Source organism: Sphingobacterium phlebotomi, from assembly GCF_008180195.1.
In the GTDB taxonomy this organism is placed as follows: Bacteria; Bacteroidota; Bacteroidia; order Sphingobacteriales; family Sphingobacteriaceae; genus Sphingobacterium; species Sphingobacterium phlebotomi.
Window position 1 is genome coordinate 246,996 of sequence record NZ_VTAV01000001.1, and the last position, 15,130, is coordinate 262,125.

The following is a 15,130-nucleotide window of genomic DNA, read 5'->3' on the forward strand; positions in this document are numbered from 1 at the left end:
AAGCATGAAGAAAACACTATTAGCTGTGGTTATCATAGGGTTGCTTGTTTCTTGTAACCAATTGCATTCAAATGAGTATCAAGCGGACGTTATTATCTACGGGGGCACGTCTGCCGCCATCACGTCGGCTGTACAGGCAAAGCAATCCGGGAAATCCGTCATTGTCGTGTCGCCAGATAAACATTTGGGCGGACTGTCTTCGGGTGGTCTCGGATTTACCGATACAGGGGATAAATCTGTGATTGGCGGATTAGCACGTAATTTCTATCATCGCCTGTATCAGCACTATCAAGATAGCGCAGCGTGGCGTTGGCAAAAGCAAGCAGAATACGGGAATACCGGACAGGGAACCCCTGCTATAGATGGCGATGCCCGCACGATGTGGATATTTGAACCGCATGTGGCTGAGCAGGTATTTGAAGATTACGTGAAAGAATATGATCTGGAAATCTGGCGTGATGAGTGGTTGGATCGCGATCACGGTGTGGTGAAAGAAGGCGACCGAATTGTTTCCATTACCACCTTAAGTGGAAAAACATATCAGGGGAAGATGTTTATTGACGCGACCTACGAAGGGGATCTCATGGCTGCTGCAGGAATAAGCTATCACGTAGGGCGGGAAGCGAATCGTGTGTACGGCGAGAAATGGAACGGTATACAAACAGGTGTACTGCACCATGATCATTGGTTTAAGCGTGATATCAGTCCCTACGTAGTGCCTGGTGACAGTACGAGCGGATTATTATATGGCGTTTCGGACGAAGATCCAGGTATCTACGGAGAGGGCGATCATCGTTTACAGGCTTATTGCTTCCGCATGTGTCTCAGTAACCATCCAGATAATCGCGTGCCTTTTCCGAAACCAGCTCATTATAAACCGGAGAACTACGAGCTACTTGCCCGGGTTTTCGCATCGGGATGGCGGGAAACTTTTCGGAAGTTTGACCCTATCCCTAACCGTAAAACGGATACGAATAATCATGGCCCCTTTAGCACAGACTTTATCGGCATGAATTACGATTATCCGGAAGCGAGTTACGAGCGCCGTAGAGAGATCATAAAAGAACATGAAGAATATCAAAAAGGGCTGTTGTATTTCATGGCAAACGATCCGAAAGTACCATCCGATGTACGAGAAGAGATGGCGCAATGGGGATTGGCAAAAGATGAATTTACCGACAACGACAACTGGCCGCATCAACTCTATATTAGGGAAGCACGTCGGATGGTAGGACAACATGTCATGACGGAACATGATACCTTTAGTGAGGGCGAGATTTCCGATCCGGTAGGAATGGGATCTTATGCGTTGGATTCGCATAATGTACAACGCTATGTAAAGGCCGACGGTTATGTCCAGAATGAGGGCGATATCGGGGTGAAACCAAAAAAAGGCCCTTATAAAATATCGTATGGTTCCCTGGTGCCTAAAAAAGAAGAGTGTACAAACCTTCTTGTTCCGGTATGTGTTTCTAGCTCCCATATTGCTTTTGGAAGTATCCGTATGGAACCCGTATTCATGATATTAGGACAAAGTGCCGCTTTGGCAGCATCTTTGGCTATTGATCAAGGTATCGGTGTGCAGGATGTTTCTTATGATGATCTTCAAAAGCGACTAGTAGACAACAAACAAGTGCTGTCAAAACCATAATTGTTATATTTACCGTCTGATGAGAGATCGTAGATTAGAATTTTCGTAAAATGAACGTAAACGTTATCAATAGAAGAACGGCCCTTCGTAGGCTATTGTACATTGCCGGAGGGGCACTGCTACTCCCCGCTTGTTATCGACAGTCGGGAAAGGCAACTATCGAAATGACGAATTTGGAGATAGAGGAGGAACAGGAAAACCTGCTCGCGGAGCTGGTGGAGACTATTATCCCTTCATCTGATACACCCGGAGGAAAAGAATTATTGCTACACCTTTTTGTTCTGAAAATGGTCGATGATTGCCATAACCCAGAGGATCAGAAAGCGTTTATGGAGGGGATAGTTGCATTTTCTGCTTATGCACACGAGGCTACGGGACAGGATTTTATGGAAATGGATGCTGATAAGCGTCTTGCTTTCCTAGAAGCGATACCTGAAGTAGCAGACGAGCAAGTAAAGCGATTTTATGCCATTACTAAACGGCGAACTATACAGGGCTATATGAATTCGAAATATGTGATGACAGATTTGAAGAAATATGAGCTTGTCCCCGGAAGATATAACGGCTATTTTAAAATGACCTGATCGCCAATAGCGGAGATTAAAAAGAAAATTTAGAGAGAATACGTAAAAGAATGGCAAACTTAAATATAGATAGTGTGAAGACACGCACGTTTGATGCGATTGTTATTGGTTCAGGAGCAAGTGGTGGATGGGCGGCAAAGGAATTTACCGAAAAAGGCCTCAAAACGCTCCTTCTGGAGCGCGGACGCGACGTCGTACATGTCAAGGACTACCCGACGACCAACCTATACCCCTATGAGTTGGAGCACCGGGGAGAGATGACATATGCCGATAAGCAAGCAAATCCTATTGCAAATAGGTGCTATGCTTATAAAGAAGATACACAACATTTTTTCGCTAAAGACGAAGAACATCCCTATGTTCAAGAAAAGGATTTCGATTGGATCCGGGGGTATCAAGTAGGCGGAAAATCACTTTTATGGGCAAGGCAGACGCAGCGGTGGAGCGAATATGATTTTGAAGGACCTGCACGTGATGGCTTTGCCGTTGATTGGCCTATCCGGTATAAGGATATTGATCCGTGGTATAGTTATGTAGAGCGTTTTGTGGGTATCGCAGGAAACAAAGACGGACTATATACGCTCCCTGATGGTGACTTTTTGCCGGGTTACCCACTGAATGCCGTAGAGGATTACTTTCGCCAATCCGTGAACAAAAATTTTAAAAATAGACATGTTATCAGCGCAAGATGTGCGCATCTTTCAGAACCACAACCTATCCATATTGAACAGGGACGGGTAAAATGCCAACACCGTATCTTATGTCAGCGTGGATGCCCGTTTGGAGGCTATTTTAGTAGTAATGCATCGACGATTCCTTGGGCGCAGAAGACTGGAAACCTAACCTTGCGTCCGCATGCTGTGGTATATTCTATATTGTATGATCAGGAATCCGGAAAAGCGAAAGGGGTCAGAGTGATCGATACGGAATCGCTAGAGGAAATGGAGTTCTTCGCTGATGTCATCTTTGTGAATGCCTCGGCTTTAAACACAAACCTCATCCTGCTGAATTCCAAATCTGATCGCTTTCCCGAAGGCTTAGGAAATGACAACGGATTACTAGGTAAGTATGTCGCTTTTCACAATTATACAGCTCGTATCAGTGCGGAATATGACGGCCTGTTGGAATACCGAACCGACGGTCGGAATCCTGCCGGAGGGGGGTATATCCCGAACTTCCGGAATGTAGACCGGCAAGAAACAGACTTTTTACGTGGATGGGCAGCAGCTTTCGGTGCCGGTCGTTCACAGATTCGGGATACCAACGGTATCGGTGATACGCTCAAGAGTGCGCTACTTGAGGATTCAAAATGGAGCAACTGGCGTGTACATTCCCACATGATGGCGGAAACTATTCCTAAGGAAGAAAATCGGGTGTGGCTCGATACAGATAAAACGGATAAATGGGGAGTGCCACTCTTGCATATCGCCGTTGATTACGCGGAAGATGACTGGCAAAGACGTCAAGATTATTATGAACAGATGACCGCGATGTACGAGGCTGCAGGTTTTACGAATATACGCACCTCAAATGATGGTCGCCGACCCGGAAATGATATACATGAGATGGGGGGTGTTCGGATGGGACACGATCCCAAAACTTCCTTGTTGAATAAATGGAATCAACTCCATCTTTGTAAAAATGTTTATGTCACGGATGGCGCTTGTATGACATCGACCGCTACACAGAACCCGACATTGACCTATATGGCGCTTACAGCAAGAGCTGTTGATCATGCGGTGAAGTCGTTGAAAAATGGGGATTTATAGGTGGGAACAAATAATTAAACTTCCTGCATTTAAGGAGGGGTAATTATTTGCCTCTCGTTTTGTAGAGGTAGTTTCAATATAAATATATTTTCTCGCTCCGCTGTTAACATCGTTAGTGTACCTCCATGTAATTCGGCAAGTGATCTAGCAAGTGATAGCCCTAACCCTGTTCCTTCGGTTTTACCGATATGTTGTGTCGATCTATGGAAGGGTTTGAAGATGTCTTCCATTTCCTCTCTAGGAATTAGGTATCCATTATTCCGGAATGTGATACTTAGCATATTGTCTGCAACGACGTTTGTTGAGATATGGATATAATCTTGGGTATATTTGATAGCATTGCTTAGTAAGTTGGATACGATTTTGGAAACCGTTTCTTGATCGAGAGTCAGTTGCTGAGGAGCATTTAGATGCCAAAATAATTTAATGCCCTTGTACTGGATGAGTGTATTGTTTTCCGAAACGATTTCCTTAAGAAGTTGATTGATATTTACGGATGTAAAATATAACTTAAAACTATCGGACTCTATTTTTCTGAAATCCAGCAATTGATTCGTCATCAACACCAATTTATTGGTGTTTCGTTCGATCGTGTGCAACCATTTGAGCAACGGCGATTGTTCATCTATTCGGAATAGGATCTTTCGTAACGGCGCTTTTATCAGCATGAGAGGCGTCTTAATGTCGTGTGCGATATTGGTAAAGAAATCGATCTTTGCCTTATATAGTGCCCTTTCCCGATGAATTTTAAGTGCTTCGATGCGTTTTCTGTTTTTTTCCTTTATGCGTAAATCATAAGACCAAATAATATATCCAATGAGGGAAAGTATAGCTAATCCATACAAGGTATAGGCGAAGGATGATAACCAAATAGATGGATGAATAACGATGTCAAGTGTTTTTTCGGCGGAAAGTGGGGCTCCGTCAATTTCCGTTAGTTGTACACAGAGTGTGTATTTTCCTGCCGGTACTTGCGTGAAATACGCTGTGTTACTGTTTTTAAGGGTAATCCATTTATTATCGTATCCGTCAAGCTTATAACGATATACCTTTGATTGTGGAGACAGGAATGTCATAGCAGCGAACTCGATACTGAAAGTCGATTGGTCATGTTCCAGTGTAAGGGAGTGTGTATAAGCAATAGCTGTATTTAAAATAGTATTGGGGTTGGATGCTAGTACTTCTTTGTGTTGTACATGCAGACTGGTAAAATAAATAGGAATTTTTGGAGAGGGAGAATGGTGTTGAATACGTTTCGGATTGAATCTGATCATTCCGCCGGTTGCACCGAAATAGATGAATTTATGTGCATCTTGGAATACCGAATTGTAATTGAACTGTAGCCCGATTACGCCCCTTTCTTTGTTATATATTTGCATGCTACCGGTTGGTATGTGGTAGCTGACAAGGCCATGTGATGTGGATATCCAAAGGGTGTTGAAATCATCTTCGGTAAAGGTGAGAATCTGGTTGCTGGGAAGACCTTCGGCCGTGGTAATTCTGGTGAAATCCTCGTTATTTTCGTTTAAAATAGCAATGCCATTCTCGGTGGCCACCCATATTGCTCCCGTAGAAAGTTCACGAATGTGGTTTACTCTGTTGCTATTTAGCGAATGAGGCTGTTGTATGTTATGGGTATATATCGTCGTTTTATCGATCGTGGGATCGTATTTAAAGAGTCCATCCCGCCAGGTGCCAAACCAGATGTTGCCTTCTGCATCTTCAAAGATCGTGGTATAAAAAATATAATGCGGAACTTTCTCAAATATGCTGAAAGTTTGGTTTTGGGGGTTAAAAATATGGATACCTCGTCCGGTCGCTAAGTAAATAATACCGGCTCTTGTCTTATAGATATAATAGATAAAATTATTAGTTAAAGTCCCGTCCGTATTATAGCTGTCGTAATGCGCTATCATCTGTCTTTGACGGATATCGAATAAATCCAGTCCTTTGTCAAAAGTACCGATTAATAGAGTGTCTCCTATCAATAATAGACCATGGATATTGTTGTGAGACAGCCCATCTGCAGTGCCATAGTGCGAAAAAGCTTCTAAGTCGGAATTCCAACAGCTGATCCCTTTATCTTCGGTGCCTATCCAGATATTCCCGTATGGATCCTCGACCATCTCCCGAACAGCATACCCTAAGATAGATGGTTTTTGGTTTCTAGGAAATATTTTCTCAAATAAATCGAGTTTGGGGTGATGGTAGTTTAATCCCCCGAAATAAGTGCCTGCCCATAATCCTCCTTCGTGATCCTGACATAAGGTATATACAGCATTGTCTGAAAGGCTCCAGGGGTTGTCGTGCTCGTGATAAAGTCTTTTGGTGAGTCTCGTTTCCGTATTGTATATAAATATTCCCGATTCTGTAGCTACCCAATATTCTTGATTGATGTGAAGAATGTCCCGCACGAAAAGATTGTTGTTTTCGGTATTTGTCCCGAAAATATGCTCAACAGATAAATCATAGGGTGAAATGCGTAATAATCCGTGGCTTCTTGTTCCCGCTAAAATATAACCTTGTTGGTCTGTATAGAGTTGTTGAACCCAAATATCTTTTGTGCCGAGTACTTCGTTTAGATTGAGGGATTGTTGGCTGTGAACACAGGTCAATAAACCTAGGTGACTGGCATACCACGCTTTGCCATCCATATCTATAGTGAGTGCAGAAACAAAAAAATCTTCTGGTTTCGTCAGTTGCCGCAGTTGATTGGATATAGGTGTATAGTGATATAAAGTGAGATTGGCAACAAACCATATCTGTTCCTTGTTGTCTGTCCGGATAGATAAAACTTCACCACGTATATCGTCCCGGAAGATATGAAATTGTTCTTTCTTTTTGTCAAAAATATAAATTCCCTGATCGGTCCCTACCCAAATTGTGTGATCTCTATACACTAAAAGTTGCCGGATGAAGTTGCTCTCCAATCCATTCTGCACAGAAGGGTCGCTCTGGTAAATTTTGAACTGGTTGCCATCAAACCGATTTAAACCGTTTTTGCTTCCGAACCATAAAAAACCATCTTCGTCTTGTACTGCACATGAGATGAAGTTGTTAGATAATCCTTGGTCCACTTGATAGTGATTGAAGTAATATTGCTGGCTATACACCGATGAAATGTGTAGCAAGCTGATGAAAAACAGAACAATATATTTTTGGGTATCCGACATAAACGCAGGCTTATCATATAGTTAGATGAGCTATCTCCTCAAAAATACTGGAAAAACTTAAGTAATATAAACAAAAAAATCTTATGAGACAATTTAGGTATTTATTGAAACAAAATGTAAATAATGTTTGGAGATGTTTGGAGACTTTTGACCATGATACTTTTAGACAATTAATAGTTAAACATAACGATCTTATTTAGATGCAAAAGACCAGATTTAGATTGCTCCATATTTATTTAATTTTTAGCTTATGTGCAAGCTGCACAAATTCGGAATCCGTAAAAGATTCGTCGAATTTGATAGTAGAACAACTTCTTGCGAACCCGGTATTTGAGCCGGTATTGGCAGATCCTAGCGTAGTATTCGATACGAAAGAGCACAAATTTTATGCTTACGGGACGGAAGATGATTGGTCAGATGGAAATGGCTCCCGTTTAGTGCCTGTTTTAGAGTCAACGAATTTGACCGATTGGACATATGTGGGTGACGCTTTTGAACAAAAGCCTACCTGGAAAAAAGATGGTTGGATATGGGCACCAGATATTAACCACATACATGATAAATATTATCTTTATTATTCAATGTCGACTTGGGGAGATACCAATCCGGGAATTGGTTTGGCGATTGCCGACAGTCCTAAAGGACCTTTTGTCGATCAGGGGAAATTGTTTGCCAGCCAAGAAATGGATGTGCCCAATTCGATAGATCCGTTTTATATGGCAGACAATGGAGAAGAATATCTTTTTTGGGGAAGTTTTGATCACAGTTCTAAACAGGGTACGTATGCGGTTAAATTGGACGAAAACGGAAAAAAAATAAAGAGCTTACTGGACACGACAAAGATTGCCGCTGGAGATTTTGAAGCCGTCATGATACACAAAAGAGACGGGTACTATTATTTCTTTGGCTCAAAGGGTAGCTGCTGTGAAGGTAAAAATAGTGAATATCACGTGTTGGTCGGCCGGTCCCAGAATTTACTGGGCCCTTATCGGGATAAATCGGGGAACGATATCCGAATAAGAGGAAACGGAACACCCGTGATGCAAGGTAACGATGTTTATGCGGGGCCGGGTCACAATTCGCGTATCATTACAGATCAGGAAGGAAAGGACTGGATACTGTACCACGCCATACAGAAAGATAAGCCGAAGCTGTCAAATGGGGTTTCGAGAAGAGTATTGATGTTAGATGAAGTACATTGGGAAAATGGATGGCCTATTATCCACTCGGGAGAACCTTCTCCGGTTCGAAGCGCTATGCCTTCATTTTGAAGTAATAGTATAGCTTTAAATGTCGGTTTTTTTGTTGCTGATCTCTTGAATATACTCACGGGGTGACATTCCGTAATACTTTTGGAAATTCCGTCCAAAATGAGTGTGCGAACTAAAGCCTACTAAGAAGGAGACTTCAAATATTTTATAGTCATGGTGCAGTAACAGTTCGGTCGCTTTTTTCAATCGTTCCATATTGATAAGCTCATTAGGTGATACGTTTGATATGGATTTAATTTTTCTATATAAAGTCGGTCTGCTCAGGTTCATTAAATCTGCAAGTTTTTCTACATCGAGATTAGGATCGGCCAAATTTTGTTGGATAATGTCATATATTTTTTCTAAAAAAAGAGACTCTTCACTTTTTTGAACAGAAGAGGTTTTGACGTGTACAAAAGGTGAGGAGATAAAAAACTCTTTTATCTTATTTCTGTTAAGAAGCAAGCTATGGATCTGCGCACGAAGGTATTCTGGTGAAAAAAGTTTTTCGATATAAGCGTCGGCACCAATCTCTAAACCTTCTATTTTAGCGTTCAGCGTATTCTTAGCCGTGAGCAAAATAATCGGAATGTGTGCATGGTTTGGAGTAGACTTGATAATTTTACACACCTCGAAACCATCCATTTTTGGCATCATCACATCACAGACAATGAGATCAATCAAACGGAGGTTTAACACCTCTAAAGCTTCTACTCCGTCAGAGGCTCTCGCGATTTTAAATTGATCGCTCAGATCATCTTCTAAAAAATCTAAAACTTCCATATTGTCATCTACAATGAGAATTTTGGGTTTATGGAGTCGGTCTATAGAATCTATCATATTTTATCGTTTTTGCTTAGCTATCATCAAAACTACACAATAGTTTTTCGTTTGGAAAGTGCGACCGGGTGAGATGAAGTGGAAAAGACAAAATAATGAGTTTTTGATACAAAACGTGGAAATTAACGGAAGTATTTTTCCGTAATTGCGATTGTTATAATTAACACGTTAACCATATAAACAGATGAAAAATAAACCAAGGGGTAGTCCCCCGTTACGCACAATTGAGAAACTGATCAAAGAACTATCAATGCATGGCGTTATCGCCACTTAAAAATTTAACAAACTATTGTATGAAGCATTTCACGATTATATTAGTCTTGTTTTTATGCATCTTTGTGTCGCAGTCGTTCGCTAGCGTAAATGATTCACCCGTTACGACAACTAAACAAAGTAGCCACAACAGATTAAACTTTGAAGGAACCCAAGAATTGGTTCCGGTAAAAGGTACAGTAACCGATGTGGATGGAAACCCAATCCGTAATGTGTCGGTATATGAAAAAGGTACTAATAATGGCACGACAACAGCGACGGATGGCAGCTACACCATTAATGTAAGTAGTGTTGACATAACACTTGTATTTACGTCTGTAGGGTATATTACACAAGAAAGTCCTGTATCAAGGAGCCAAGGGGTAAACATCGTATTGCTCGCGGAAGAAAGTGAGCTGGATGAAGTGGTTGTCATTGGTTATCAATCGATACGTAAAAAAGATCTTACGGGAGCCGCGTCGGTGGTAAATACCAAAAATACAGAAGCGAAGGTGGCGAGGTCGCTGCCGGAAGCGCTACAAGGCCAATCGTCAGGTGTTGTGGTGAGGAATTCCGGAGGACCTGGTCAAGGTGCCGTAGTCAACATAAGGGGGTTAAGTACCTTATATGGCAATGCTAGCCCTTTGTATGTCATAGACGGGATGCTTTCAGACCCTAACGTAACTATCAATACGAATGATATTGAGAGTATCCAAGTGTTAAAAGATGCATCTGCCGCTGCAATATACGGCGCCCGGTCCGCCAACGGCGTTATCATCATTACTACCAAACAAGGAAAGGCCGGTGCACCCATGACAGTTAATGCCTCTGCAAGGTATAGTGTTACTAATCTACCGAAGATGTATGATATGATGAGTGGGGCGGAATATGTCGCAATGAACCGGCAAGCCTATGAAAATGCGGGTTATACACAGCAAGCTGCTGTGGAAAATTATGACGGTACGGATGTAGATTGGGCGGATGAGATGTTCCGTACAGGTTCCATACAAGATTATAGTGTTTCTTTATCCGGTGGTGGCAAGGGTTCCAAGTATTTCCTGTCCGGTGCTTATTTCAAAGATGTAGGAACGGTGATCGAACGGAAATTTGACAGAGCGGCACTTCGCATTAATACGGAAACTTCGCGAGGCCGTTTCCGTGTGGGAGAAAACATCATGATTTCTTCCTCTCACGGTCGATCACCATTTTCAGGAGGCGCGTTTGGAGGTAATCCATTCTACGATGCATTCAGTATGTTGCCCATTATTCCGGTTCAGCATACCGCATTTGTAAGTGCAGCTAACTCCGGAGGATGGGGCATTGGCTCCGACAATGCGCGAACGTATGCGAGAAATCATGTGGCCCAAGCTTACATTACTAATTCCGGTTACAACTACTTCAAGCTCATGGGAAATGTATACGGTGAAGCGGATCTTACCGATTGGTTGACCTATCGATTAAATGCCGGTATGGAAACCAGTTTTGACAAGAACACGAGTTTACGGGGGCAGGGCATATGGTATTGGAATCAGATAAATGCCCCAACGCGGATCGATGAGGGACGCTCCCAGTTTTTGAGCTATCTTTTTGAGCATACGCTGAATTTCAATAAGACGTTCGATAAGCACCAACTCAACGGTGTAGTAGGTTATACGCAACAAACCATAGGTAGGGATGGTATCGATGCGGGAAAGACCGATCTGCTCGAGGCTGGAGATCGCTATTTCAATACGATCAACTCGGCTACCGGAGAAAACACGTCTTCTGGCAGTAGGGGCAGGAATTTTATAGACTCCTGGTTAGGACGGTTCAACTATACATATGATGATCGTTATTTGGCAACCTTTACCTTCCGCTCAGATAAGGACTCCAGATTCTCCAAAAATTATCGTTCTGGATTTTTTCCTTCAGGAGCTTTGGCATGGCGAATTAGCAATGAGCAGTTTTTCGATGTAGATTGGGTGTCTGATTTGAAGCTACGAGGTTCGTACGGATTGCTAGGTGCGGCCAATTTATCCAATTACCAATATATTGGGCTAATCAATCAGGCACCGCGTGCAATATTTGGAACAGGAGAGCAAAATGCTTATGTCGGGGGCACACAGGTGAGGTTGGTGGATCCCAACCTGCGGTGGGAAGAGAAAGCGACATTAAACTTAGGCTTTGACGCTTCGTTATTTAACAGGAAACTAGATGCCTCTTTTAATGTGTTCAGGTCTGTCACTTCCGACGTGCTACTTTATCTACCGATCCCCGGTTATATAGGCAGTTTGGGCGGCGATATATTCACGAATATGGGCTCTATTGAAAATAAAGGCGTGGAGCTTGAATTAACCTATAGACCCCAAGTCGAGAACGAAGATGGCTTTCGATGGGATGTAACCGGAAACATTAGCTTTGTGCGTAATAAAGTGCTGTCGCTTGGCAATCTGGGCGTTGATCCCGCGACCGGGCTTCCTCGAAACTACATACAATCGGGCAATACGCGGACGCAAGTCGGACGTTCCATTGGCGAATATTATGTGATATTAACGGATGGTATCTTTCAGAATCAAGCTGAAATTGATGAACATCGGGCACAGTCCAGTATTGTGAAGCCCGGTGACATCCGGTACGTAAACTTGCAAGATATGGGGACTGGAAATGATATTAATTCTGAAGATCGGACATTCGCGGGCACCCCGTGGCCTACATTCACATCTGGTCTCATGTTTAACGGATATTATAGAAATTTCACACTCAATATGCAATTTTATGGCGTATTCGGCACCAAGCTCTATAACGATATGCGTCGTGATTTTGACGGTATGGGATACTCCAACTATCGGAGAGGGGTTGTACCCTGGACAGCCGAAAACCCGACAGATTTTCCGCGTCTCGGCGTATCCTATACCAGTAATACAGCGGGCGATCCCGCAGTGGATCAGGGTATTCAGTCGAATGTTCGGGGCGATACGGAGCGCTGGTTGGAAAATGGTTCGTATCTACGGTTGAGTAATGTGCAATTCGGATATAATGTGCCTAAACGTATATTGGAGAGATGGCATATCCCTTCATTGCAAGTGTATGTGAGCGGACAGAACCTGCTAACCATCACAAACTATTCCGGGCTCGACCCAGATGTGGTGGGCGCTAATGCCAACCTAGAGCCTGGCGTTGATGTTGGTGGCTGGCCTCCTAACCGGATTGTGTCATTCGGTATAGCGCTAGGTTTGTAATCGTTGAACCAAAAATGAATGTAGAATCGGACAATTTATTAAGATGAAAAAATTGACAATAATATTAGCCGCTATCGTTTCTCTCTCTGTTTCGTGTAAGAGAAATTTTGATGAACCGAATCCCGATATGCTAACGGGGGAATCTTACTGGCAAGATGATGTTGATGCGATCAAAGGGATCAATGCCGTGTACAGTGGCTTGAATAGGAGTAATAATTATTATAATCGTTGGATGCATTTCGTGTATTTGCTGCGATCTGACGAAGGCTTTGGCTCGGGCGGTGATATTGGGTTAAATAATAATATGGCGTTTTCTTATACCAGCAACAATACCGGTAATGGACAATGGAACGCTATTTTCCATGTCAATTATCGGGCGAATCTGGTCATAGCCAACGTGCCCCAGATCACTATGGATGAGGACTTGAAAAACCGTATTGTAGCCGAAGCAAAATTTTTACGGGCGTTAAATTACTTTAATCTCGTCGTATTTTGGGGGCGTCCGCCACTGGTCTTGGTACCATTGTTACCTACGGATTACCCACCTAACGCAACTCCGGAGCAGGTATACATGCAGATTGAAAAGGACTTGACGGAAGCGCTGGCCGATTTGCCAGCGTCGTATGATGCCGCTGATGTTGGCCGTGTTACCAAAGGGGCTGCGCATGGGTTGCTTGCTAAGGTTTATTTGCAGCAGGGTAAGTTCGATGAGGCGAAAAATGCTATGGAATGGCTAGTGACGGGGGAAGGCGTGTCTAATTATGCTTTGATGGCCAATTATGCAGATAATTTCGATAAAGATCATGAGAATAACCAGGAGTCGGTTTATGAGATACAATATAAAGAAAATCCTGCAGAGAATGGGGACGACGATACTAATCCAGGCATTAGTCTAAATACCGGCACGTCAGTGGCCAAGTTTTTAGCGCCGCCAGCACCCGGTCCGGGATATGCGGATGGTGCGGCGAGACGCTGGGTAGTGGATGCATTCGAAGCTGAAAGAACCACCGACGACAAGCGGGATCCACGGGCCGGTGTGAGCTTTTTGTACGACTACGCGGATGAACGCGGACCAGCTTTTACGATGGTATACGGGCAAACATGGCAGCAACGGTATGGCTCCAGTGACAAAAGAGTGTGGTTCAGGAAATTGTTGAACGACCATTGGAGAAATGAGGAGAATTTTAGCTCGCCGAACAATTACCGGATGATTCGTTATGCCGATATCCTGCTGATGTATGCCGAATGTCTTAATGAAATAGGGCAGACTGGAAATGCTTATGCATACGTAGACAGGGTAAGAACCCGCGTCAATCTGCCATCACTGACAGTCGCTAAACCTGGTTTGAATCAGGAGGATTTTCGCCAACAGATCAAACATGAAAGATTGTTGGAACTTGCTGGAGAGGGATGGCGTTATTTCGATATGGTACGTTGGGGCGAACTGGCAAACAACTTGGACGTGTTGAAAGAACGGGACGCAGATTTTAATAATTTTGTACCTGGCAAGCACGAATGGTATCCCATCCCACAAGGCGATGTAGATAATTCAGATTTGACGCAAAATCCGGGATATTAATGAGTAGAAATAGGATGTTTTGCAAATACAACCTTAAAAAGAGTATGAACATGAAAAAGTTAGCTTATCTATTTCCGTTTTGTCTGCTGCTGACAATAACAAGCTGCAAAGATGAAGTGGAAATGCCTTCGAGTACGCTGCCGCCGACGGTTATATTGCAGGCAGATGCCATTGCGATAGCGGAAGGTACATATATACTGAATGCCGAAGGAAGAAGCGCCTATGGCGGTGCAAAGCTGCGTAAAGTCGAATTTTATAAAGGAGAGGAGAAAATCGGCGAAAAAGATATTGCGCCTTACACATGGGCATATCCGGTCACGGAAAACATACCCGATCAGGAGCTGTCTTTTTATGCCGTTTTGTCTGACGTTGTGGGGAATAGCGTGAAAAGTGATGTGGTGACGGCAACGGTCAAGGTGTTGCCTATTCGGATAGAGGCTGAACATGCAGTTTTGCGAGGTTTAGCACGGGTGGCTACCGATCAGGAGACAAGAGAGACATCATCTAACCAAGCAAAAGTTGGCGCCATCGATAATGCAGAAAGTGGTATTGATATAACGATCGACGTACGAGCGGCGGGAGAATATCTAATTCGGGTAGCTGCTGGTACTGGTTTTAACGGAACTGCACATAAAATTTATGTGGACGACAAGGAGGCTGAAGCACAGATTTATGATATTCCCAACCTCGGCTGGAACGTTTGGCAGACCTTCGACATGCTATTTGATCTGGAAGTTGGAAGCCATAAAATAAGCATTCGTCGTCAAAGTGGATATGGAGAATTGGATTATGTAGAATATTCAAAACGATAATG

General features: G+C 43.2%; 9 protein-coding genes. 7 read left to right on the forward strand and 2 right to left on the reverse strand.

Annotated elements, in window-relative coordinates; translation table 11 throughout:
• The first annotated feature begins 4 nt into the window (after positions 1-4).
• The 3 genes from FXV77_RS00895 to FXV77_RS00905 are packed head-to-tail and all read left to right on the forward strand — an operon-like array spanning position 5 to position 4,004.
• Positions 5-1,651, forward strand: coding sequence for an FAD-dependent oxidoreductase (locus tag FXV77_RS00895; protein WP_148917341.1), 1,647 nt, complete (start codon positions 5-7; stop codon positions 1,649-1,651).
• A gap of 50 nt (positions 1,652-1,701) precedes the next feature.
• Positions 1,702-2,235, forward strand: coding sequence for a gluconate 2-dehydrogenase subunit 3 family protein (locus tag FXV77_RS00900; RefSeq protein ID WP_246162136.1), 534 nt, complete (start codon positions 1,702-1,704; stop codon positions 2,233-2,235).
• Positions 2,236-2,285: 50 nt separating this feature from the next.
• Positions 2,286-4,004 (forward strand): GMC oxidoreductase, encoded by a 1,719-nt coding sequence (locus tag FXV77_RS00905; RefSeq protein ID WP_148917342.1) that lies wholly within the window; start codon positions 2,286-2,288, stop codon positions 4,002-4,004.
• A gap of 29 nt (positions 4,005-4,033) precedes the next feature.
• On the opposite strand, the gene FXV77_RS00910 is transcribed toward FXV77_RS00905, so the two are convergent.
• Positions 4,034-7,177: a ligand-binding sensor domain-containing protein gene (locus FXV77_RS00910; protein ID WP_148917343.1), complete on the reverse strand. Its 3,144-nt coding sequence runs from the start codon at positions 7,175-7,177 to the stop codon at positions 4,034-4,036.
• Between the two features lie 296 nt (positions 7,178-7,473).
• Between FXV77_RS00910 and FXV77_RS00915 the strand changes: the two genes are divergently transcribed.
• On the forward strand, positions 7,474-8,448 hold the full coding sequence (locus FXV77_RS00915; protein ID WP_246162138.1) for a family 43 glycosylhydrolase: 975 nt from the start codon (positions 7,474-7,476) through the stop codon (positions 8,446-8,448).
• Positions 8,449-8,463: 15 nt separating this feature from the next.
• Here the strand turns inward: FXV77_RS00915 and FXV77_RS00920 are convergent, their stop codons facing one another.
• Positions 8,464-9,267, reverse strand: a complete 804-nt coding sequence (locus FXV77_RS00920) for a response regulator transcription factor (RefSeq protein WP_148917345.1) — start codon at positions 9,265-9,267, stop codon at positions 8,464-8,466.
• A gap of 293 nt (positions 9,268-9,560) precedes the next feature.
• Between FXV77_RS00920 and FXV77_RS00925 the strand changes: the two genes are divergently transcribed.
• The 3 genes from FXV77_RS00925 to FXV77_RS00935 are packed head-to-tail and all read left to right on the forward strand — an operon-like array spanning position 9,561 to position 15,128.
• Entirely contained in the window at positions 9,561-12,737 is a 3,177-nt protein-coding gene (locus FXV77_RS00925) for a SusC/RagA family TonB-linked outer membrane protein (protein WP_148917346.1), read from the forward strand.
• 43 nt (positions 12,738-12,780) lie between these two features.
• Positions 12,781-14,316 (forward strand): RagB/SusD family nutrient uptake outer membrane protein, encoded by a 1,536-nt coding sequence (locus tag FXV77_RS00930; protein WP_187443964.1) that lies wholly within the window; start codon positions 12,781-12,783, stop codon positions 14,314-14,316.
• Positions 14,317-14,366: 50 nt separating this feature from the next.
• A complete protein-coding gene (locus tag FXV77_RS00935) occupies positions 14,367-15,128 on the forward strand; it encodes a carbohydrate-binding protein (protein WP_148917348.1) in 762 nt (253 codons plus the stop codon).
• Positions 15,129-15,130 lie beyond the last annotated feature (2 nt).